The sequence below is a fragment of the Citrobacter sp. Cm046 genome, assembly GCF_030333065.1.
Lineage (GTDB): Bacteria > Pseudomonadota > Gammaproteobacteria > Enterobacterales > Enterobacteriaceae > Citrobacter > Citrobacter murliniae.
The window spans coordinates 293034-315177 of sequence record NZ_JAOWGP010000037.1 but is presented as its reverse complement, the minus strand read 5'-3'; the positions used below and the strand labels follow the sequence as shown (position 1 = coordinate 315177).

The window sequence follows — 22144 nt, the reverse complement described above, 5'->3', positions numbered from 1 at the left end:
TGTGAAAAAATTACGTATCGGTGTTGTCGGGCTGGGCGGCATTGCGCAAAAAGCCTGGTTACCCGTCCTTGGCGCGGCTCCGGAGTGGACACTACAGGGAGCCTGGTCACCTTCGCGGGAAAAAGCAGAGCGTATTTGCGAAACCTGGCGGATGCCATACGTTGATTCACTGGCGAATCTGGCAGCAACCTGCGATGCCGTTTTTGTCCATTCCAGTACCGCAACACATTATGCTGTGGTGAGTGAATTGCTTAATGCCGGGATCCATGTTTGCGTGGATAAACCCCTGGCGGAAAATTTGCGCGATGCTGAACAACTGGTGGCACTCGCGGCGCGGAAAAAACTGACGCTGATGGTGGGTTTCAATCGCCGGTTTGCGCCGCTTTACCGGGATTTAAAAGCGCAGTTAGGTGATGCTGCTTCTGTCAGAATGGACAAGCATCGTACGGATAGTGTTGGGCCGCACGATCTGCGTTTTACGCTGTTGGATGATTATCTGCACGTCGTGGACACCGCGCTGTGGCTGTCCGGGGGAGAGGCTTTGATAAATAGCGGTACGCTGTTGACCAACGAATCCGGGGCGATGCTTTATGCCGAACACCATTTTTCTGCGGGTCAGGTGCAAGTAACCACCAGTATGCATCGTCGGGCGGGCAGCCAACGAGAAAGTGTACAGGTGGTGATGAACGGAGGATTAATAGACGTTACTGATATGCGGGAATGGCGTGAGGAGCGTGGACAGGGCGTAGTACACAAGCCGGTTCCAGGCTGGCAAACAACCCTGGAACAACGTGGCTTTGCCGGATGCGCGCGTCACTTTATTGAATGCGTGCAAAATCAGACGGTTCCTGAGACGGCGGGTGAACAGGCGATTCTGGCTCAGCGCGTGGTCGAAAAGCTGTGGCGGGATGCCATGGCTGAATAACCCCCTGTAACATCTGGCGGTAGTAATTCATCGTAATCCAGGTACTATATGCCCACTCAAAATAACTCCTCTTTCTAACAGTGAATGATGGCAACCTGTGGGGTGAACTGTTTGCCTGATAAGACTTTTATGCGTCTCCATCGGGTGCGGTGATGTTGCCGGATGACCGCTTAAATGCGTTATCTGGTCTACGGTTTCGCCATGCGGGGTTTTGCTCCAGGGTCTGGAATATAAAATAGATGAATTTATTAAAGTCGCTGGCGGCCGTCAGCTCGATGACGATGTTTTCACGCGTGCTGGGTTTTGCGCGTGATGCGATTGTCGCCAGAATTTTTGGCGCAGGGATGGCGACAGATGCCTTTTTTGTGGCATTCAAACTTCCTAACCTGCTGCGTCGAATTTTTGCTGAAGGCGCGTTTTCTCAGGCGTTCGTGCCAATTCTTGCAGAGTACAAAAGTAAGCAGGGTGAAGATGCCACCCGTGTGTTCGTCGCTTACGTTTCTGGGCTGTTGACGCTGGCGTTGGCGGTGGTCACGGTTGTCGGAATGCTCGCAGCGCCGTGGGTGATTATGGTCACCGCGCCTGGCTTTGCCGATACGGCCGACAAGTTTGCGCTTACCACTCAACTGCTGCGGATAACCTTTCCCTATATTCTGTTAATTTCGCTAGCCTCGCTGGTGGGCGCTATTCTTAACACCTGGAACCGTTTCTCCATTCCGGCGTTTGCACCGACGTTTCTGAACATCAGCATGATCGGTTTCGCGCTGTTTGCTGCACCTTATTTTAACCCGCCGGTACTGGCGCTGGCCTGGGCCGTCACCGTAGGTGGGGTATTACAACTGGTTTACCAGCTCCCGCATTTGAAAAAAATTGGTATGCTGGTGCTGCCGCGCGTGAACTTTCACGATGCCGGTGCGATGCGCGTCGTAAAGCAGATGGGCCCGGCAATCCTGGGCGTATCTGTCAGCCAGATTTCCCTGATCATCAACACAATTTTCGCCTCATTCCTGGCTTCAGGATCGGTTTCATGGATGTACTATGCTGACCGCCTGATGGAGTTCCCGTCAGGCGTCCTGGGCGTTGCTCTGGGGACCATTCTGCTGCCATCGCTGTCCAAGAGTTTTTCCAGCGGAAATCATGATGAATATTGCCGACTGATGGACTGGGGGCTGCGCCTGTGCTTTCTGTTGGCACTACCCAGTGCTGTGGCGTTGGGGATCCTGGCAAAGCCGCTGACGGTTTCCCTGTTCCAGTACGGTAAATTTACTGCATTTGATGCTTTGATGACCCAGCGCGCTCTGGTGGCGTACTCGGTTGGTCTCATTGGATTGATCGTAGTGAAAGTGCTTGCGCCTGGGTTTTACTCGCGTCAGGACATTAAAACTCCGGTGAAAATCGCCATTGTGACGCTGATTATGACTCAGGTGATGAACCTGGCGTTTATCGGCCCGTTAAAACATGCCGGACTGTCGCTCTCGATTGGTCTGGCGGCATGTCTGAACGCCTCACTGCTGTATTGGCAACTGCGTAAACAGAAAATTTTCACCCCTCAACCTGGCTGGGGCTGGTTCCTGGCGCGTCTGGTGATTTCTGTACTGGTCATGTCTGCGGCGCTCGTAGGCATGCTTTACATCATGCCGGAGTGGTCGCAGGGAACGATGCTGTGGCGTCTGCTGCGTCTGATGGCTGTTGTCGTTGTTGGTATTACAGCCTACTTTGCTGCGCTGGCCGTTCTGGGCTTTAAAGTGAAAGAGTTTGTACGCCGGACGGCGTAACAGAAAGGGGGAGTTGCCGTCAGGTGGCTCCCCTTATCGCAATATCAGATAGAGATTTTTTTCCCGCCGCGATGCGTCGCAGAGGTTTGGCCATTAGCGCCATACAGAGTCGGTTCCTGGTGCGGTTTCAGCACCTTGATCGCCTGTTGATTACGCTCGATCTGCCCTTCCAGGAGCCAACCATTATGTTGGTTGAGATCGCGTAAATGCTGTGTTTTATTCGTGATGGTCTGCCAGCGCTCGGCTATCTCATCGTTGGCGCTGCGCGTCGAGTCGTGCTCGAGACGTCGCTGCTGTTCCAGATAATCCAGGGTCGCCAGTAAAGAGCTTTTTTCTTCTGTAATACGCTGTAGCTGGCTACCGTTGATATGGCCCGCGGAAAGCTGCTGCTGTTCAGCATCCATCACTGTTTTCAGGTCATTGAGGACGGTCGTCATCTGATCAAGTATTTCTGACAAGCGAGTCATACTTTATTTACTCTGTAGGTAGCTCTGTGCCTCGCGGATCAGCGAGTCTGCAATTTTCCCAGTGTCCATTTTCAGCTCACCGTTACGGATCGCGATTTTCAATGCTTCAACACGCTCCATATTGATGTCATTGGTACCGGGTTGCATCAGCTTGGCCTGAGCGTCGCTTAACATCACACTGGTGCTGTTGGTCGCTGATGTTTTTTCCTTCCGCGCTTTTTGTACCGGCGTGTCGCTGGTTTCGCGTGGTTGGACAGTGCTTACTGGCTTCAATGGTGAGGTACGATCAATGCTCATTTTTTTATCCTCATCGAGGGGTTACGCTATAGCGACCCGCTTTAATCATTGGTTGATTATCTATCGGCATCCGCTAAAAAATCTTTAACCTATTATAGGTTAATAAGAATATTCCCATCAGAATCGACGACTCCGCTCACCACCTGTCCTGAAAGCATCCGCACTCTCGCGTTTTGCGCGACGGCCGCATTATTCAGCGCTTTACCTTCTGCATTCACGCGAAAGCCCTCGCCGTTTGCGATAACCAGAACGCGCTGGCCGGCTTTTATCCGCCATGCCTGACGCAACATCGTCAGCTGTAGCGGCTGGCCAGAGACCAGGTCGCGTAGGCTTACGGCATCCTGGACCTGATTAATATCCAGAACGGTTCGTGGCGGAAGTTGGTCCAGCCGACCGCGTTTTAAGGTCACGCTGGATGCGTTAAGCGCGCTGCCTCGTGCAATGGGAGCGGCGGCGACTACGTAGTTGCCCGTGGCTTGTACATTCACCTGCAGGTAGCGTTTTTCATTGGGACACCTGGCCAGGACGTTCACATTGCCCCATAACTTCGCGCTTCCAGCTACGCTCAACGTCGGCTGCTCACAGCCCGGTCGCAGGTTAGGCGGTGTGCGAACAGTGACAACCACTTCATCACTGAACCCCGACAGCCGTTCTGAAAACCATGCCGTTAACTGCGAATTGAGGTCTTGCGCCAGCGTCAGGGGACTGAACAGCAGCGCTGCCACGGCTATTCCTCGTTTAAACGTTTGCATCAAAACCTCATGCTTTTTCAGGTAGTGACGGGATTTTACCTGTGTGAGGCAGTCATCAACGCAACAAATAGCGACGCATTTTGCGTTTATTCCGACGATAACGCGCGCGTGATGGGATTTAAGCTGTCGGCTGAATTTTGTCATTTGCGGAGGAGATATGCTCGATAAGCTCGACGCCGCCTTACGTTTTCAACAAGAAGCGCTGAATCTGCGCGCCCAACGCCAGGAAGTATTAGCGGCCAACATTGCCAATGCCGACACGCCAGGGTACCAGGCGCGTGACCTGGATTTCGCCAGTGAGTTAAAAAAAGTCATGGTGCGAGGACGGGAAGAAACCGGCGGTGTCTCGTTGACGCTGACCTCTGCACAACATATTCCGGCCCAGACCACCTCGGCTCCCTCCACGGAGTTGCTCTATCGCATCCCAGACCAACCGTCCCTGGATGGCAACACGGTTGATATGGATCGGGAACGCACACAGTTTGCGGACAACAGTCTCAAGTATCAGATGGGGCTTACCGCATTGGGTGGACAAATCAAAGGCATGATGAACGTGCTGCAAGGAGGGAACTAATTCGTGGCGCTGTTAAATATTTTTGATATCGCAGGCTCCGCGCTGACGGCGCAATCCCAGCGCCTGAACGTCGCGGCCAGCAACATGGCGAATGCGGACAGCGTGACCGGACCCGATGGCCAGCCGTATCGCGCGAAGCAGGTTGTTTTTCAGGTCGATGCAGCGCCGGGTGCGGCTACCGGCGGCGTAAAAGTCGCTGACGTCATTGAAAGTCAGGCGCCAGATAAGCTGGTTTATGAACCTGGCAATCCGCTGGCCGATGCAAATGGTTACGTAAAAATGCCGAATGTGGACGTGGTCGGGGAGATGGTCAACACCATGTCAGCCTCGCGTAGCTATCAGGCAAACGTTGAAGTGCTCAACACAGTGAAAAGCTTGATGCTTAAAACGCTGACGCTAGGCCAGTAAAGGAGGCGCACATGTCAATTGCTGTAAAAATGAATGACCCGAGCAGTACGGGCGTTAATGCTGCCAGTAGCAAAAGTTCGCTGACAGGCAGCAATGCTGCCGATCTGCAAAGCAGCTTTCTGACGCTCCTGGTTGCACAGCTGAAAAACCAGGATCCGACCAATCCTATGCAAAACAATGAGCTGACCACCCAGCTGGCGCAGATTAGCACCGTGAGCGGTATTGAGAAGCTGAACACCACGCTGGGCTCGATCTCCGGACAAATCGACAACAGTCAGTCGCTGCAGGCCAGTACCCTTATCGGCCACGGTGTCATGATCCCGGGGACCACTATCCTTACCGGCAAAGGAACGGAAGAGGGAGCAACGACCACCACTACGCCGTTTGGCGTTGAACTGCAGCAGCCAGCAGATAAGGTCACCGCGACCATTACCGATAAGGACGGTAAGGTCATTCGCACCATTGAGATCGGTGGGTTGAAGGCGGGTGTGCATACCTTTAGCTGGGACGGCACCATGACAGATGGCACGGCTGCGCCGAACGGCTCTTACAACGTCGCGATTTCCGCCAGCAATGGTGGTACGCAACTCGTGGCGCAGCCTCTTCAGTTTGCGCTGGTGCAGGGGGTTATTCGCAGTAATGGCGGTAATACGCTGGACCTGGGCACCTATGGAACCACCACCCTCGACGAAGTACGGCAAATAATCTAAGCCTTCACACTTATCAGGAGTAAGTCATGGCCTTTTCTCAAGCGGTCAGCGGTCTGAACGCTGCAGCGACCAACCTCGATGTCATTGGTAATAACATCGCCAACTCCGCCACCTATGGTTTTAAATCCGGTACGGCCTCATTTGCGGATATGTTTGCCGGCTCTAAAGTGGGTCTGGGTGTTAAAGTTGCGGGTATAACCCAGGACTTTACCGATGGCACTACGACTAACACCGGACGTGGTCTGGATGTTGCCATCAGCCAAAACGGTTTCTTCCGCATGGTCGACAGCAACGGTTCAGTGTTTTACAGCCGTAACGGCCAGTTCAAGCTCGATGAAAACCGCAATATCGTCAACATGCAGGGGCTGCAATTGACAGGTTATCCGGCCACCGGGACACCGCCAACAGTTCAACAGGGCGCTAACCCGGCACCGATCACCATCCCGAATACCCTGATGGCGGCAAAAGCCACGACCACTGCGTCAATGCAGATCAACCTGAACTCAACTGACAAGGTCCCGTCAAAAGCACCATTCAACCCGAGTGATGCGGATTCGTACAACAAAAAAGGCACCGTTACCGTTTTCGATAGCCAGGGTAATGCCCATGACATGAATATTTTTTATGTCAAAACTACGGATAACAAATGGGATGTCTATACCCAGGATGCCAGCGTTGCCGGGTCAGTCGCCACTAAAAATGCTGTGATGAATTTTAGTGCTAACGGCACGCTGGCCTCAGTGAATAACTATGTTGAAGAACCAGTAGACCCGCTAGATCCAACTGGCCCTAAACACCTGGTTGAAGGTCCTGCTAACGCTCAACCGCAGATTCAGATCACTACCGGTGCCATCAATGGCGCGGTTCCGGCTGGGTTCTCTCTCAGCTTCCTGAACTCCATGCAGCAAAATACGGGCGCCAACAACATCGTTGCCACCAACCAGAATGGTTACAAACCGGGCGATCTGGTGAGCTATCAGATTAACAACGACGGTACCGTGGTGGGTAACTACTCCAACGAACAGAAACAGGTTCTGGGGCAGATCGTGCTGGCTAACTTTGCCAATAATGAAGGTCTGGCTTCTCAGGGCGATAACGTCTGGGCCGCGACACAGTCCTCTGGCGTGGCACTGCTCGGTACTGCAGGTACTGGTAACTTCGGCAAACTGACTAACGGTGCGCTGGAATCATCAAACGTAGATTTGAGTAAAGAACTGGTGAACATGATCGTCGCGCAGCGCAACTATCAGTCGAATGCGCAGACTATCAAAACCCAGGATCAGATCCTCAACACGCTGGTCAACCTGCGCTAAGCGCCTGACGGGATGGCTTAATGGATCACGCAATATATACCGCCATGGGCGCGGCCAGTCAGACGCTAAATCAGCAGGCGGTGACGGCCAGCAACCTGGCAAATGCCTCCACGCCGGGTTTCCGCGCGCAGCTTAACGCGCTGCGTGCGGTACCTGTTGAAGGACTCTCTTTGCCAACGCGTACGCTGGTGGTGGCTTCAACGCCGGGGGCCGATATGACGCCTGGCCAGATGGACTACACCTCTCGTCCACTGGACGTGGCGTTGCAACAGGATGGCTGGCTGGCGGTGCAGACCGCTGACGGTAGCGAAGGGTATACCCGCAATGGCGCAATTCAGGTGAGCCCGACCGGTGAACTGACGATTCAGGGACATCCGGTGATTGGCGAAGCCGGGCCAATAGCGGTTCCGGAAGGGTCGGAAGTGACCATCGCTGCTGATGGGACGATTTCCGCACTCAACCCAGGCGATCCGGCGAATACGGTAGCACCAGTGGGGCGTTTGAAGCTGGTGAAGGCAACAGGGAGTGAAGTGCAACGTGGTGATGACGGTATGTTTCGTCTGAGCGCGGCTGCACAGGCGACCCGTGGACCGACGTTGCAGGCTGACCCAAGCATCCGCGTAATGTCGGGTGTGCTGGAAGGCAGTAACGTCAAACCGGTTGCCGCGATGAGCGACATGATCGCCAGCGCTCGCCGCTTCGAAATGCAGATGAAGATTATCAGTAGCGTGGATGATAACGCGGGTCGTGCCAACCAACTGCTGTCGATGAGTTAATACAGGACATTTTATGATCAGTTCATTATGGATCGCCAAAACCGGCCTGGATGCGCAGCAAACCAACATGGATGTGATTGCCAACAACCTGGCAAACGTCAGTACCAATGGTTTTAAACGTCAACGTGCGGTGTTTGAAGATCTGCTGTACCAGACGATTCGTCAACCTGGCGCGCAGTCTTCGGAACAGACCGTACTGCCTTCAGGCCTGCAAATCGGTACCGGTGTGCGTCCGGTTGCGACTGAGCGTTTACACAGCCAGGGCAACCTGTCACAGACCAACAACAGCAAAGACGTTGCTATTAAAGGTCAGGGATTTTTCCAGGTCATGCTGCCGGATGGTACCTCAGCTTATACCCGTGATGGTTCTTTCCAGGTAGATCAGAATGGTCAGCTGGTGACGGCGGGTGGTTTTCAGGTTCAGCCTGCTATCACCATCCCTGCAAACTCGCTGAGCATCACCATTGGGCGAGACGGCATCGTCAGCGTTACGCAGCAGGGGCAAGCTGCACCTGTTCAGGTAGGACAGCTCAACCTGACCACTTTTATGAACGATACCGGTCTGGAAAGCATTGGTGAGAATCTGTACACCGAAACGCAATCCTCCGGCGCGCCGAATGAGAGTACACCGGGGCTTAACGGCGCGGGGCTACTTTATCAGGGCTATGTTGAAACCTCTAACGTGAATGTGGCGGAAGAGCTGGTGAATATGATCCAGGTTCAGCGCGCTTATGAAATCAACAGTAAAGCGGTATCTACCACCGATCAGATGCTGCAGAAACTGACGCAACTCTAAAGTGTTGTCCGGCGGGGCGGGTGTCTCGCCGGCACACTGATTTTGAAGATGAAGGCAATGCGAAAATACGCGCTTCACCCTTACCCGATTTTAGCCCTGTTGGTGGTATCGCTGACAGGATGCGCCTGGATCCCGGCCACTCCGCTCGTGCAGGGCGCGACGTCTGCCCAACCGATCCCTGGCCCGACGCCGGTCGCGAACGGCTCTATATTCCAGTCGGCACAGCCGATTAACTATGGCTATCAACCGCTATTTGAAGACCGCCGTCCACGTAATATTGGCGATACGCTGACCATCGTATTGCAGGAAAATGTCAGCGCGAGCAAAAGCTCTTCCGCTAACGCCAGCCGTGATGGCAAGACTAACTTCGGCTTTGACACGGTGCCACGTTATCTGCAGGGATTGTTTGGCAACGAGCGTGCCGACGTGGAAGCTTCTGGCGGCAATACCTTCAATGGAAAAGGTGGCGCGAACGCCAGTAACACCTTTAGCGGCACATTGACGGTGACCGTTGACCAGGTTCTGGTGAATGGCAATTTACACGTTGTGGGTGAAAAACAGATCGCCATCAATCAGGGCACTGAATTTATCCGTTTCTCCGGGGTCGTTAACCCGCGCACCATCAGTGGCAGCAACTCCGTTCCGTCAACTCAGGTTGCGGATGCGCGTATTGAATATGTCGGTAACGGCTATATCAACGAAGCGCAGAATATGGGCTGGTTGCAGCGTTTCTTCCTTAATTTGTCGCCGATGTAAGCGGGGTATCCAGTGATTAAAGCTCTTGTTGGAATGGTACTGGTGCTGTCAGCCACGTTTGCTCATGCAGATCGTATACGTGATCTGACCAGCGTTCAGGGTGTACGTGAAAACTCACTGATTGGCTATGGGTTGGTGGTGGGGCTGGACGGTACGGGTGACCAGACAACTCAGACGCCATTCACCACGCAAACGCTCAATAACATGCTCTCCCAATTGGGGATCACCGTTCCGACCGGAACTAACATGCAATTGAAAAACGTGGCGGCGGTGATGGTTACGGCATCATTCCCGGCATTTGGACGTCAGGGACAAACCATTGATGTAGTGGTCTCTTCAATGGGTAACGCCAAAAGCCTGCGCGGTGGCACGCTGCTGATGACCCCTTTGAAAGGAGTCGATAGTCAGGTCTATGCGCTGGCGCAGGGGAATATTCTGGTTGGTGGCGCGGGGGCTTCAGCAGGAGGCAGTAGCGTACAGGTTAACCAGCTTAATGGTGGGCGTATTACCAACGGGGCCATCATTGAACGTGAATTGCCCAGCCAGTTTGGTGGCGGCAACACCATCAATCTGCAGCTCAATAATGAAGATTTCACTATGGCGCAACAGATTACCGACACCATCAACCGCTCTCGTGGTTTTGGTAGCGCCACCGCGCTGGATGCGCGGACGATTCAGGTGCGTGTGCCCAGCGGTAATAGTTCACAGGTACGCTTCCTGGCCGACATTCAGAATATTGAGGTAAACGTTACGCCGCAGGATGCGAAAGTGATTATTAACTCGCGTACGGGGTCCGTGGTGATGAACCGCGAAGTCACGCTGGACAGCTGTGCTGTTGCGCAGGGTAATCTGTCGATTACAGTTAATCGTCAGGCTAACGTCAGCCAGCCAGATACGCCGTTTGGCGGTGGCCAAACCGTGGTGACGCCGCAAACCCAGATCGATCTGCGCCAGAGCAGTGGTTCGTTGCAAAGTGTGCGTTCCAGCGCCAATCTGAACAACGTTGTACGCGCGCTTAATGCCCTCGGCGCAACGCCAATGGATCTGATGTCCATTCTGCAGTCAATGCAGAGCGCAGGTTGCCTGCGTGCCAAACTGGAAATCATCTGATGATTGGCGATAGCAAACTGCTCACCAGTGCTGCCTGGGATGCACAGTCGCTGAACGAACTGAAAGCGAAAGCGGGCCAGGATCCGGCGGCGAATATCCGTCCGGTTGCTCGCCAGGTGGAAGGGATGTTCGTGCAGATGATGCTGAAAAGTATGCGTGAGGCGCTGCCGAAAGACGGTGTGTTTAGCAGCGACTCCACGCGTTTGTACACCAGCATGTATGACCAGCAAATTGCCCAGCAGATGACTGCAGGTAAAGGACTGGGGCTGGCGGAAATGATGGTTAAGCAAATGACAGAGGGTCAGGCGCAGCCTGCTGATGATGCGCCGCAGGTGCCAATGAAGTTCTCACTGGAAACGGTGACCAGCTATCAAAATCAGGCACTGACCCAACTGGTCCGTAAAGCGATCCCCAGAACGACAGAAAGCAACGATGAGCCGCTGTCGGGCGACAGCAAAGACTTCCTGGCCCAGCTTTCGCTGCCGGCAAAACTGGCAAGTCAGCAGAGCGGTGTACCCCATCATCTGATTCTGGCGCAGGCCGCGCTGGAATCTGGATGGGGACAGCGACAAATTCGTCGTGAGAACGGTGAGCCAAGCTTTAACATTTTTGGCGTGAAGGCCTCGGGAAGTTGGAAAGGACCGACAACCGAAATCACCACTACCGAATATGAAAACGGTGAGGCGAAAAAGGTGAAAGCCAGATTCCGCGTCTATAGCTCTTATCTTGAGGCGTTGTCGGATTATGTCGGGTTAATCTCGCGTAATCCGCGCTACGCGGCGGTGACCGTTGCCGCAACCGCAGAGCAGGGGGCACAGGCGCTGCAGAACGCAGGTTACGCCACCGACCCTAATTATGCGCGTAAATTAACCAGTATGATCCAGCAGTTGAAATCAATGAGTGAGAAAGTGAGTAAAACCTACAGTACGAATCTCGACAATCTCTTTTAAATAGCTCAAGTCTACAAAACCGCTGCCGATAATAACGAGTATTGAAGGATTACAAGGAACCTCCATGTCCAGCTTGATCAATAACGCCATGAGTGGACTCAGCGCAGCGCAGGCCGCGTTGAACACGACCAGTAATAACATCAACAGCTATAACGTCGCCGGTTACACTCGGCAAACGACAATTATGGCGCAATTGAACAGCACGCTGGGGGCGGGGGGCTGGGTTGGCAATGGTGTTTATGTTTCTGGCGTGCAGCGTGAGTATGATTCATTCATCACTAATCAGTTACGTGCAGCGCAGAATCAGAGTAGCGGTCTGACGACACGTTATGAACAAATGTCGAAAATTGACAATCTGCTTTCCAGTAAAACCAGCTCAATTTCGACTTCAATGCAGGGTTTTTTCACCAGCCTGCAAACACTGGTCAGTAACGCAGAAGATCCGGCGGCACGCCAGGCGCTGATTGGCAAAGCCGATGGTTTAGTCAATCAGTTTAAAACGACTGACCAGTACCTGCGCGATCAGGATAAACAGGTAAATATCGCTATCAACGCCAGCGTTGACCAGATCAATAACTATTCGAAGCAAATCGCCAGTCTCAACGATCAAATCTCCCGTTTGACCGGCGTTGGCGCAGGTGCATCACCTAACGACCTGCTTGATCAGCGTGATCAGCTCGTGAGCGAGTTGAACAAGATTGTGGGTGTGGAAGTCAGCGTTCAGGACGGTGGCACTTACAACGTGAACATGGCGAATGGTTATTCGCTGGTGCAGGGTAGCAATGCCCGTCAGCTCGCGGCGGTACCTTCCAGCGCCGATCCTTCCCGTACCACTGTAGCGTATGTTGACAGCGTTGCCGGAAATATTGAAATTCCAGAGAAACTATTGAATACCGGTTCGCTGGGTGGACTGTTGACGTTTCGCTCTGAGGAGCTGGACCAGACGCGTAATACCCTGGGCCAACTGGCACTCGCCTTTGCAGATGCGTTTAATACGCAGCACAAAGAGGGATTTGATGCCAACGGTGATGCGGGCAAAGATTTCTTTGCCATCGGCAGCCCGTCTACATTCAGTAATGCCAAAAACACCGGTACAGGCTCGTTAACTGCAAAAATTACTGACAGCTCCGCTGTTCAGGCTACTGATTATAAAATCGTTTTTGATGGTACAGACTGGCAGGTCACCCGTCTGGCAGACAATACCAGCTTTAAAGCTACTGTTACCGGCGGGAAAATGTCCTTTGACGGGATGGAGATAACGGTAGGTGCTGGCGCGAAGGCGAATGATAGCTTTACTCTGAAACCTGTGAGCAATGCCATCGTTGATATGAAAGTTATGGTGACCGATGAGTCGAAAATCGCCATGGCCGAAGTCTCCAAAAATGACCTGGATCCAGATAAGGACAAGGGAAAAAGCGATAACCGCAACGGTCAGAAACTGTTGGATCTGCAAACTAAATCCACCGTTGGGAATAAAACCTTTAACGACGCGTACGCTACGCTGGTGAGCGATGTTGGCAACAAAACTGCCACGCTTAAAACCAGCAGCACCACACAGAACAATGTGGTTACGCAGCTCTCTAATCAGCAGCAGTCTATTTCCGGGGTTAACCTCGACGAAGAGTACGGTAACTTGCAGCGCTTTCAGCAGTATTATCTGGCTAACGCCCAGGTCCTGCAAACTGCGAACTCACTCTTTGATGCACTTCTGAATATTCGCTAAGGGAGAGGGACTCAATGCGTATCAGTACCCAGATGATGTACCAGCAGAACATGCGTGGCATCACTAACTCTCAGGCCGAATGGATGAAGTTCGGCGAGCAGATGTCGACAGGCAAACGCGTAATTAATCCGTCTGACGATCCAATTGCTGCGTCACAGGCTATCGTGTTGTCTCAGGCACAAGCGCAGAACAGCCAGTATACGCTGGCGCGTACTTTCGCGACGCAGAAAGTATCGCTGGAAGAGAACGTGCTGGGGCAGGTAACGACGGCAATTCAGACTGCGCAGGAAAAAATTGTCCATGCAGGTAACGGCACGCTAAGCGATGATGATCGCGCATCGCTGGCAACCGATTTGCAGGGGATTCGCGATCAGCTAATGAACCTGGCGAACAGCACAGATGGCAATGGCCGTTACATTTTCGGCGGATATAAAACAGAGTCCGCACCATTTACTCAGGCTGATGGTACATATACAGGCGGAACCCAAAATGTGACTCAGCAGGTGGATGCGGCCCGTACCATGGTAATTGGCCATACAGGCGATAAAATTTTTGCCAATGTGACCAGCAATGCCGTACCGGAGCCGGCGGGTAGCACTCAGGAAAAGAACCTGTTCAAAATGCTGGATACCGCTATTGATGCCCTCAAAACACCTATCGCAGGCGATGATGTAGCCAAAGCCAAGGCTGCTGAAGCGATTGATAAAACCAACCGTGGCCTGAAAAACTCGCTCAATAACGTCCTGTCCGTTCGCGCAGAATTAGGTACCCAACTCAGTGAACTGAGTTCACTGGATTCGCTGGGAGCAGATCGTGCATTAGGGCAAACCCAGCAGATGAGTAATCTGGTAGATGTTGACTGGAATGCGGCAATCTCTTCCTATGTAATGCAGCAGGCGGCATTACAGGCTTCTTACAAAGCGTTTACTGATATGCAGGGCATGTCGCTGTTCCAGATAAATCGGTAACAACCATTTTTGAAACATATCATGAAACTGGATATGTTTGTCTGCCCGCTCCATTCACACCCCGGCGCGGGCATTTTTTTAGGCTGTTTCCGTCCGACTAACCGGCACTTTACCAGTCATTCTTATCACCAGCGCAATAGCGCTACTGAGGGTCGCTAGCCCCACCACGCCTTGCCAGTTCGCCAGCGCGTAGACTTGACTTCCGAGAACTGAGCCCAGCGCCATACCGATAAACACTATAGTAAACAGCAGAGCATTCAGGCGACCCCGGGCCTGTGGTTCCAGGCTATAAACCAGATTCTGATGGGCCACCAGACTTGACTGTAATCCGAGATCAAAGCCTACCGCAGCAAAGGCAATCAGCAACCACTGACCTGGCACAGGTAAGACAGGTAAAAAGAACATAAGCGCAAAAGATAACATAACTAACAAAGCACCAAGTTGAGTGACTTTTTCGGCGCCGACTTTATCTGCGAGGTGACCGGCCACTGGTGCTGCAAGCGCACCAGCGGCGCCAGCGACGCCAAAAGCCCCTGCTACTGCACTGCCCATTTGGTAATGTTCGGATAACATGACCGCCAGTGTCGACCAGAAAGCGCTGAAGGCTATCGACAGGAAACCTTGTGCCAGCGCAGCACGGCGCAGTGCGGGGTAACGTTGCCAGAGCTGTGCCATTGAAAGCATTAATGATGGATAGTTCAGTGTGGAATGCACCGTAAAGCGGGGCAGCATTCTCCACATGATTGCGGTAATTACTGCAATACTGACGGCTGAGAGTTGATACATTTCTCTCCAGCCAAATGCCTCGCCCACCAGGCCACTGACGGTACGCGAAAGCAGAATACCCAACAGAAGACCGGTCATAACGGTACCCACTGTTTTACCCTGTTTTCCTTCAGACGCAAGGATAGCCGCGGCGGGAACAATATCCTGGGCCATTGTGGCTGCCATCCCCATCAGCAGACTGATTGGTAGCAGCGAATGAAGCTGTCCGGCAAAGCTGCATGCCAAAAGAAGTACGGCCAGAGAGAGACTTTTCAGCAGGATTAATGTCCGCCGGTCATAGCGATCGCCCAGTGGTAATAAAAATAGAATGCCGAGTGCATATCCCGCCTGGGTCAGCGTCGGAATCAGTCCCATCCCGGTGATACTCAAGGCCAGATCCTGGCCCATCAATGGCAATAGAGGCTGGGCATAGTAGATAGCAGCAACGCTGAACCCAGCGCCCAATGCCATAACAAAAATGATCCAACGGGAGAGTGCGGTATGTGTGTTCACGAATGATTCCTCAATCACAAGATGTACGGCTATTTTTATCTTTCAGTGGGTGGTTCGGTAGCGAGTGTGGTGGTAAAACAGTTATACGTTTGGCGTATGGTGACTGCGGGAATGATTAAAACAGAACGTATAGACAGGGTTGAGCTGATGCGGACATTTGTACGTATCGTTGAAGCGGGATCGCTATCTTCGGCGGCAAAACAGATGGGTACAACCCAGGCGACTATAAGCCGGAGACTGCAGTCTCTTGAAACATTGCTGGGCGTTAAACTGATTTTACGCACCACTCATGCGATGAAATTAACTGATGACGGTGAGCGTGGATATCATCACGCCAGGCATATTATTGATGCCTGGCTGGCGCTGGAAGATGGTCTCAATGTTAAGGAAGACGACCCGGTAGGTACGCTTCGGGTACGGGCACCACATGCGTTCGGCCAGCAGCAGCTCCTTGAGCCGCTATTACAGTTTCTTTCACGCTACCCGCAGCTCTCGGTGGAGTGGATGCTCAATGACAAAACGGTTGATTTTCTCAGCGATAATATAGATTGCGCCATCAGAGTCGGGGCCGAGGTCGATCCGGCAACGGTCTCGGTATTACTGGCTGAAGTTCCCCGTAGCATGGTGATCAGTCCGAAACTGCTGATGCAGTATCACGAGATTACGCATCCTGAGCAGTTATCATCGCTGCCCTGGATCGCGCTAAGCACATTTTATCAACGTAGCGTGTCGTTGCTTCACCAACAGAACAATGAACCCTTTACGGTAAATATTTCTCCCAGGTTAAGCACGGACAGTATTTATGTTGCAAGAAATGCAGCCCTTGCAGGGCTGGGAGTGGCGATTGTTTCAAGCTGGATGGTAGAAGAGGATATTGTTCATGGGCGCCTGGTAGAGCTGTTACCAGACTGGCATGCAGCGCCACTGCCGGTTCATTTGGTGTACCCCTGGGCGCGCTATTATCCTACCCGATTGCGTAAATTTTTGGCGCTGATGAAGGATGTAATGCCACGACTGGCGGGAATGAAGCGCGTAGACGAGATATAAAAAAGCCGACCCGAAGGTCGGCTTTTGTGACGATTATGTCTTACTCAACAGGCTGTGGGCGCGTTGCTGGCGCTGTGGCCTGATGTGTGGCGCTATGCCCGCCTGCTGCACCTTTACCATCAAAGGCGAAAGCAGGGCGCTGCCAGTCGCTTTGACGCGGCGCTTCCGGCACATATTCCGGCGCAGGTGCGCGGGTCATTGGTGCGGTTGCATGGCTGTGGGCCGCCAGGATTTCCACAGTAGCAGGAGCGCTTGCTGTAGCGGTTTCTTCAGCCACCACGACGGGGGCAATAACGTCAACGTCATCTTTTGGTGCTTGCGCAACCGGTGTTTCATCAACAGTCTCTTCAACCACTTCTGGCTGGGAGACCGCGACTTCAACAGGCTCTTCGACAACTGGCGTTTCAGCCACTTCAGCGACTTCTGTAACAGGTTCGGCTTCTGAAGCAATTTTTTCAGCAACAGGTTCGTCGGATTCAGCGATGATCTGCGGTTGTTCCTCGACCGGCGCAGCAATAACTTCAGGATGCGTAGTTTCAACAACGGTAGCCTGAGGTTCAGCAACAATGGCTTCAGTCACAACCGGTGCTTCCGCTACTGCTTCAACCACAGGTTCAGCTACGGTTTCAACGACAGCAGCAATGGCTTGCTGTTCAGCGACAACCGGTTGGACAGGTGTAACTTCCTGCTCGCGCTGCTCTTCAACATGCATATCCTGAGGACGCGCGACAGGGTAGCTGATCCACACTTTACCGGACGCTAATTCCGGAGAAGCACATGCAACAGTTAACGGCATCGGTGACTGAACCGGATAACGCTCGTCACGATAACGACGGCGACGTTGTCCGCTTACACGCAGATGGCGAGGAGAACGGCGGGAACGACGCGGCATACCGTTGGAATCGCGCGCTTCGCTGTTGTCTTCCTGCTCCGGTGCAACGACAGCTGGTAAATCAACTTTCGCCAGTTCGGTACGTTGGGCTGGTACAACTGGCGCAACCTGCTGAACAACTGGGGCTTCAGCAGCTATCGCTGCGGCAACCACTTCAGCTTCGACCGGCGCACTATCAGTGAAACGGACTTTCTGGTTTAACTGACGCTGTTTACGGCGGGTCTGAGGCTGGCGTACACGCTCTTCCTGTTCCGTATCCTGTGCCGGTTGTTCAGCCAGATTCAGTTCTTTAACTTCCTGCTGTGCCTGACGTTTATCATCGTTACGACGGCGATTGCGTTCACGGCGCGGAGCCTGCTGCTCGTCACCTGATTTCGCTTTATCAGCGGCATCGTTAGACTGCTGGCGGTTATCACGTGTTTCAGCATTTTGCTGCTGCGCCTGGCGACGGTTACGGCGATTTTCATCACGGTTCTCGCTGCTTTCAGCGCGCTCATTGCGGTTATCACGATCGCCACGGTTATCGCGATTATCACGGCGATCGTTACGGTCGCGACGATTGTTTTGACGTGGTTTGCGACGATCCTGCTGGCGTTCGGATTTCTCTTCAGCTTTCGGAGCTGGTTGCTCAACAGGTTTCACTTCGTCATTGCCACCGAAGATAGACTTCAGCGCGCCGAGGAAACGGCTAAACAAACCAGGCTGTGCGGCTTCAGTTGCGGTTGCCGTGGCTTTTGGTGCGGTAGCCGCTTTAACGGCCGGCTCCTGCAGAGCCGGCGCAGGCGGAACATCTGGCATTGCGAAGGTCGCAAGTGCCGGTTGTTCAGGCTGTTTACGCTCGACATATTCTTCTTCTGTCGGCAATGCCATCGCTTCTTCGTGCAGTTTCGGCAGCAGGTAACTCAGGGTTGGAGTCTCTTCCCCTTTACGCACGCGCAGTACGGAATAGTGCGGGGTTTCCATCTGATCGTTTGGCACGATCACACAGCGCACGCCGTTCTGGCGGGTTTCAATGGCATTGACCGCAGTACGTTTTTCGTTGAGCAGGTAAGACGCAATTGGCACAGGAACAATTGCGTGAACTTCCTGAGTATTCTCTTTCAGCGCTTCTTCTTCAATCAGACGCAAAATAGAGAGTGACAGCGATTCGTTATCACGCACGGTGCCAGTGCCGCTACAGCGCGGGCATACGTGATGACTGGATTCACCCAGTGACGGACTCAGACGCTGGCGAGACATCTCCAGCAGGCCGAAACGGGAAATATGGCTGATCTGAATACGAGCTCTATCCTGACGTACGGCTTCACGCAGACGGTTTTCTACCGCACGCTGGTGACGAACCGGAGTCATATCGATGAAGTCGATGACGATCAGACCGCCCAGGTCGCGCAGACGTAACTGACGAGCAATCTCATCGGCGGCTTCGAGGTTGGTGTTAAATGCGGTCTCTTCGATATCGCCACCGCGTGTTGCGCGTGCGGAGTTGATGTCGATGGCGGTCAGTGCTTCGGTGCTATCAATAACGATAGAACCACCGGAAGGCAGGCGGACTTCACGCTGGAATGCAGATTCAATCTGAGACTCGATTTGATAATGGCTGAACAGCGGAATTTCACCGGTGTAGAGCTTAATCTTGCTGCTGAAATCCGGACGACCTAACGCAGCGATATGCTGACGTGCCATCTCCATCACTTTCGGGTTATCGATGAGAATTTCACCAATATCCTGACGTAAATAGTCGCGGAATGCGCGAACAATTACGTTGCTTTCCTGGTGGATCAGGAACGGAGCAGGGCGGCTTTCAGCGGCTTTTTGAATCGCTTCCCAGTGTTTCAGGCGGAAACTCAGGTCCCACTGCAGCGCTTCGGCGGATTTGCCGACGCCTGCGGTACGCACGATAAGCCCCATACCATCAGGTAGTTCCAGGCTTGCCAGCGCTTCTTTTAATTCGGTACGGTCATCGCCTTCAATGCGACGAGAGATACCACCCGCGCGCGGGTTATTCGGCATCAGAACCAGATAGCTGCCAGCCAGACTGATAAAAGTGGTCAGCGCAGCACCTTTATTGCCGCGTTCTTCTTTATCAATCTGAACAATTACTTCCTGGCCTTCGCGCAACACATCTTTAATGTTTGGACGACCATGGGAGTTGTAGTTTGCGGGAAAGTATTCGCGGGCAATTTCTTTTAACGGGAGGAAACCGTGACGTTCAGCGCCGTAATCAACAAAAGCAGCTTCCAGGCTCGGTTCAATACGGGTAATTTTGCCTTTATAGATGTTTGCTTTTTTCTGCTCGTGTCCAGGACTTTCGATATCCAGATCGTACAGACGCTGCCCATCTACAAGGGCGACACGCAACTCTTCCTGCTGAGTTGCGTTAATTAACATTCTTTTCATCGTAACTTACTCATTATTCTTACATTGACGACTAAGCTGCGGGCAGAGTAATGCCTTTCCGGGTGTGAACCGATGGCCTCGTGTCTATTCGCGTCGCCAACCTCACGGTTATCGTCAGCTCAAAGAGGCGCAGAGTGTCGGTTGCCTGTATTTCATACGGAAACACAGCGCAATTATCAGGGGAACAGTCTGGGAAAACTCTCCAGAGAAGCTTCCTTTTACCGGTAAGGACTGCAACCCGCAGCCCGCTAACTGCCTGAAAGATCAATACGTCTTACGCCATTGCTGCGTTGATGATCGGTCGGGCAAAATTGGGTCATTCCGGAAAAGTTCTTGTTTTAACAAGATTCAACACGGAGACGACCACATTATTCCACTGCTAACCTTGTTATAGCAAGATGACTTTTGCCATTTATCACCCGGTTACTCACAGTTTTTGCACTTCCGCAGAGTGATTGGTTTAATAACCATCAAATTGGAACTGTCAAACTTAAGTAATAGGGTATAGCAGTTAATATAAGCATAGAAAAATGTGTGGCGCGAATCTTGATGGCTATTTAAAATCGGCCCCCATGAAAACAGAGACTCCAGCCGTAAAAATAGTTGCCATTACTGCCGATGAAGCAGGGCAACGCATCGACAACTTTTTACGCACCCAGCTCAAAGGTGTGCCGAAAAGTATGATTTATCGCATTTTGCGTAAAGGCGAAGTGCGGGTGAACAAAAAACGCATCAAACCCGAATATAAGCTCGAAGACGGGGATATTGTGCGTATACCACCTGTGCGCGTGGCTGAGCGTGAAGAAGAAGCTATTTCACCGCATCTGCAAAAAGTTGCGGCGCTTACTGATGTCATTTTATATGAAGATGACCATATTCTGGTGCTCAACAAGCCCTCAGGCACTGCTGTGCATGGCGGCAGTGGGTTAAGCTTTGGCGTGATTGAAGGCTTACGTGCGCTACGTCCCGAAGCGCGTTTCCTCGAGCTGGTGCATCGCCTCGACCGTGATACCTCAGGCGTGCTGTTGGTTGCCAAAAAGCGTTCAGCGTTGCGTTCGCTGCATGAGCAACTGCGGGAAAAAGGGATGCAGAAAGACTATCTGGCGCTGGTAAGAGGTCAGTGGCAGTCGCATGTCAAAGCCGTGCAGGCACCGCTGTTAAAGAATATTTTACAAAGCGGTGAGCGTATTGTGCGAGTTAATCAGGAAGGCAAGCCATCGGAAACGCGCTTTAAAGTAGAGGAGCGCTATGCGTTTGCCACTCTTGTACGCTGTAGCCCTGTGACCGGGCGTACGCACCAGATTCGTGTACATACACAGCATGCAGGGCATCCGATTGCGTTTGACGATCGCTATGGCGACCGTGAGTTCGATAAACAATTGGCTGGCACGGGGTTGTCCCGACTCTTTCTGCACGCTGCAGCATTGAAATTTACCCATCCAGGCACTGGTGAAGTTATGAGAATTGAAGCGCCGATGGATAAACAGCTGAAACGCTGCCTTGAGGTGTTACGTAATAAAGCCTGATAGAGCTTTGCTTATCAGGCCTGTGGGGAGTGTTTCGTTGTGGGCCTGATAAGACGCTTTAGCGTCATCCGGCCCGTCAACTAGGCCTTCAGTGGGTTCATTTCTTCCCGGCGCAACATCTGGCACAGCGCTATCAGAGGCAGACCAATCAGCGTGTTAGGGTCGCGACCTTCCAGACGCTCGAAGAGAGCAATACCTAGCCCTTCACTTTTAAAACTTCCGGCACAATGCAGAGGACGCTCTTTGCGCACATAATCTTCTATTTCTGTTTCGCTTAAATGACGAAAGTGGACATCAAACGGTTCGACTTCGGTTTGTAAATGTCCGTTCGCGGAATTATAAAGTGCCAGCCCGGTATAAAAAGTGACAATATTGCCACTGGCTTTAGCTAATTGTAGTCTCGCTTTTTCTTCTGTTAACGGCTTTCCGGTTATTTCTCCATCAAGCACACAAATCTGATCTGAACCAATAATCAGGTGCGAAGAAAAACGGTGGGCAAGGGATTGCGCTTTCTCCTGTGCCAGGCGTAATACCAGGTGTCGAGGTGTTTCGCCGGGTAACGGTGTTTCATCAACCTCAGGTGCTGCACATTCGAATGGGATAGCCAGTTTTTCGAGCAATGCGCGACGCCAGGGAGAGGTAGACGCAAGAATCAGTTGAGGCATATTTTTTCCCCCGCATATAGCGTAATGATGAGAGCCATT

The 22144-nt window shown here is 52.6% G+C and carries 21 protein-coding genes; 15 read left to right on the top strand and 6 right to left on the bottom strand.

The features are described from left to right. The first annotated feature begins 1 nt into the window (after position 1). A complete protein-coding gene (locus OGX98_RS10270) occupies positions 2 to 925 on the top strand; it encodes a Gfo/Idh/MocA family protein (protein WP_048221662.1) in 924 nt (307 codons plus the stop codon). Between the two features lie 239 nt (positions 926 to 1164). Further along, positions 1165 to 2700, top strand: coding sequence for a murein biosynthesis integral membrane protein MurJ (murJ, locus tag OGX98_RS10265; protein ID WP_048221661.1), 1536 nt, complete (start codon positions 1165 to 1167; stop codon positions 2698 to 2700). Between the two features lie 44 nt (positions 2701 to 2744). Here the strand turns inward: murJ and flgN are convergent, their stop codons facing one another. The 3 genes from flgN to flgA form a co-directional block, all read right to left on the bottom strand. Then, positions 2745 to 3167 (bottom strand): flagella biosynthesis chaperone FlgN, encoded by a 423-nt coding sequence (gene flgN, locus OGX98_RS10260; RefSeq protein ID WP_045441649.1) that lies wholly within the window; start codon positions 3165 to 3167, stop codon positions 2745 to 2747. Positions 3168 to 3170: 3 nt separating this feature from the next. Then, entirely contained in the window at positions 3171 to 3464 is a 294-nt protein-coding gene (flgM, locus tag OGX98_RS10255) for a flagellar biosynthesis anti-sigma factor FlgM (protein ID WP_045441651.1), read from the bottom strand. Between the two features lie 92 nt (positions 3465 to 3556). Then, positions 3557 to 4216, bottom strand: coding sequence for a flagellar basal body P-ring formation chaperone FlgA (gene flgA, locus OGX98_RS10250; RefSeq protein WP_045449563.1), 660 nt, complete (start codon positions 4214 to 4216; stop codon positions 3557 to 3559). Positions 4217 to 4373: 157 nt separating this feature from the next. Between flgA and flgB the strand changes: the two genes are divergently transcribed. The 11 genes from flgB (at position 4374) to flgL (ending at position 14300) form a co-directional block, all read left to right on the top strand. Further along, on the top strand, positions 4374 to 4790 hold the full coding sequence (gene flgB / locus OGX98_RS10245; RefSeq protein ID WP_048221659.1) for a flagellar basal body rod protein FlgB: 417 nt from the start codon (positions 4374 to 4376) through the stop codon (positions 4788 to 4790). A gap of 3 nt (positions 4791 to 4793) precedes the next feature. Beyond that, positions 4794 to 5198, top strand: coding sequence for a flagellar basal body rod protein FlgC (gene flgC / locus OGX98_RS10240; RefSeq protein ID WP_045441655.1), 405 nt, complete (start codon positions 4794 to 4796; stop codon positions 5196 to 5198). 11 nt (positions 5199 to 5209) lie between these two features. After that, positions 5210 to 5908 (top strand): flagellar hook assembly protein FlgD, encoded by a 699-nt coding sequence (gene flgD / locus OGX98_RS10235; protein ID WP_045441657.1) that lies wholly within the window; start codon positions 5210 to 5212, stop codon positions 5906 to 5908. 26 nt (positions 5909 to 5934) lie between these two features. Continuing rightward, positions 5935 to 7221, top strand: a complete 1287-nt coding sequence (gene flgE / locus OGX98_RS10230) for a flagellar hook protein FlgE (RefSeq protein WP_045441659.1) — start codon at positions 5935 to 5937, stop codon at positions 7219 to 7221. Between the two features lie 20 nt (positions 7222 to 7241). After that, entirely contained in the window at positions 7242 to 7997 is a 756-nt protein-coding gene (locus OGX98_RS10225; protein WP_048211227.1) for a flagellar basal body rod protein FlgF, read from the top strand. Positions 7998 to 8010: 13 nt separating this feature from the next. Further along, entirely contained in the window at positions 8011 to 8793 is a 783-nt protein-coding gene (gene flgG / locus OGX98_RS10220) for a flagellar basal-body rod protein FlgG (protein ID WP_045441663.1), read from the top strand. A gap of 57 nt (positions 8794 to 8850) precedes the next feature. Further along, positions 8851 to 9549: a flagellar basal body L-ring protein FlgH gene (gene flgH, locus OGX98_RS10215; RefSeq protein WP_032939885.1), complete on the top strand. Its 699-nt coding sequence runs from the start codon at positions 8851 to 8853 to the stop codon at positions 9547 to 9549. 33 nt (positions 9550 to 9582) lie between these two features. Continuing rightward, positions 9583 to 10659: a flagellar basal body P-ring protein FlgI gene (locus OGX98_RS10210; RefSeq protein ID WP_233617170.1), complete on the top strand. Its 1077-nt coding sequence runs from the start codon at positions 9583 to 9585 to the stop codon at positions 10657 to 10659. Further along, on the top strand, positions 10659 to 11609 hold the full coding sequence (gene flgJ, locus OGX98_RS10205; RefSeq protein ID WP_045441680.1) for a flagellar assembly peptidoglycan hydrolase FlgJ: 951 nt from the start codon (positions 10659 to 10661) through the stop codon (positions 11607 to 11609). The genes OGX98_RS10210 and flgJ overlap by 1 nt, the downstream gene beginning before the upstream one ends. Before the next feature lie 64 nt (positions 11610 to 11673). Next, positions 11674 to 13332, top strand: a complete 1659-nt coding sequence (flgK, locus tag OGX98_RS10200; protein ID WP_048221657.1) for a flagellar hook-associated protein FlgK — start codon at positions 11674 to 11676, stop codon at positions 13330 to 13332. Positions 13333 to 13346: 14 nt separating this feature from the next. Further along, positions 13347 to 14300, top strand: coding sequence for a flagellar hook-associated protein FlgL (flgL, locus tag OGX98_RS10195; protein ID WP_200011892.1), 954 nt, complete (start codon positions 13347 to 13349; stop codon positions 14298 to 14300). 78 nt (positions 14301 to 14378) lie between these two features. On the opposite strand, the gene OGX98_RS10190 is transcribed toward flgL, so the two are convergent. Then, positions 14379 to 15578 (bottom strand): MFS transporter, encoded by a 1200-nt coding sequence (locus tag OGX98_RS10190; RefSeq protein ID WP_286595237.1) that lies wholly within the window; start codon positions 15576 to 15578, stop codon positions 14379 to 14381. Between the two features lie 21 nt (positions 15579 to 15599). Between OGX98_RS10190 and OGX98_RS10185 the strand changes: the two genes are divergently transcribed. Next, positions 15600 to 16625, top strand: coding sequence for a LysR family transcriptional regulator (locus OGX98_RS10185; RefSeq protein ID WP_045441694.1), 1026 nt, complete (start codon positions 15600 to 15602; stop codon positions 16623 to 16625). A gap of 40 nt (positions 16626 to 16665) precedes the next feature. Here OGX98_RS10185 and rne read toward each other — a convergent pair whose 3' ends face one another. Continuing rightward, positions 16666 to 19914 (bottom strand): ribonuclease E, encoded by a 3249-nt coding sequence (gene rne, locus OGX98_RS10180; protein WP_286595236.1) that lies wholly within the window; start codon positions 19912 to 19914, stop codon positions 16666 to 16668. Between the two features lie 572 nt (positions 19915 to 20486). Between rne and rluC the strand changes: the two genes are divergently transcribed. After that, positions 20487 to 21440: a 23S rRNA pseudouridine(955/2504/2580) synthase RluC gene (gene rluC, locus OGX98_RS10175; protein ID WP_167493963.1), complete on the top strand. Its 954-nt coding sequence runs from the start codon at positions 20487 to 20489 to the stop codon at positions 21438 to 21440. A gap of 80 nt (positions 21441 to 21520) precedes the next feature. On the opposite strand, the gene OGX98_RS10170 is transcribed toward rluC, so the two are convergent. Continuing rightward, positions 21521 to 22105 carry a Maf family protein gene (locus OGX98_RS10170; RefSeq protein ID WP_045441703.1) on the bottom strand — a complete coding sequence of 195 codons (585 nt, stop codon included), beginning with the start codon at positions 22103 to 22105 and terminating at the stop codon, positions 21521 to 21523. Between the last annotated feature and the right edge of the window lie 39 nt (positions 22106 to 22144).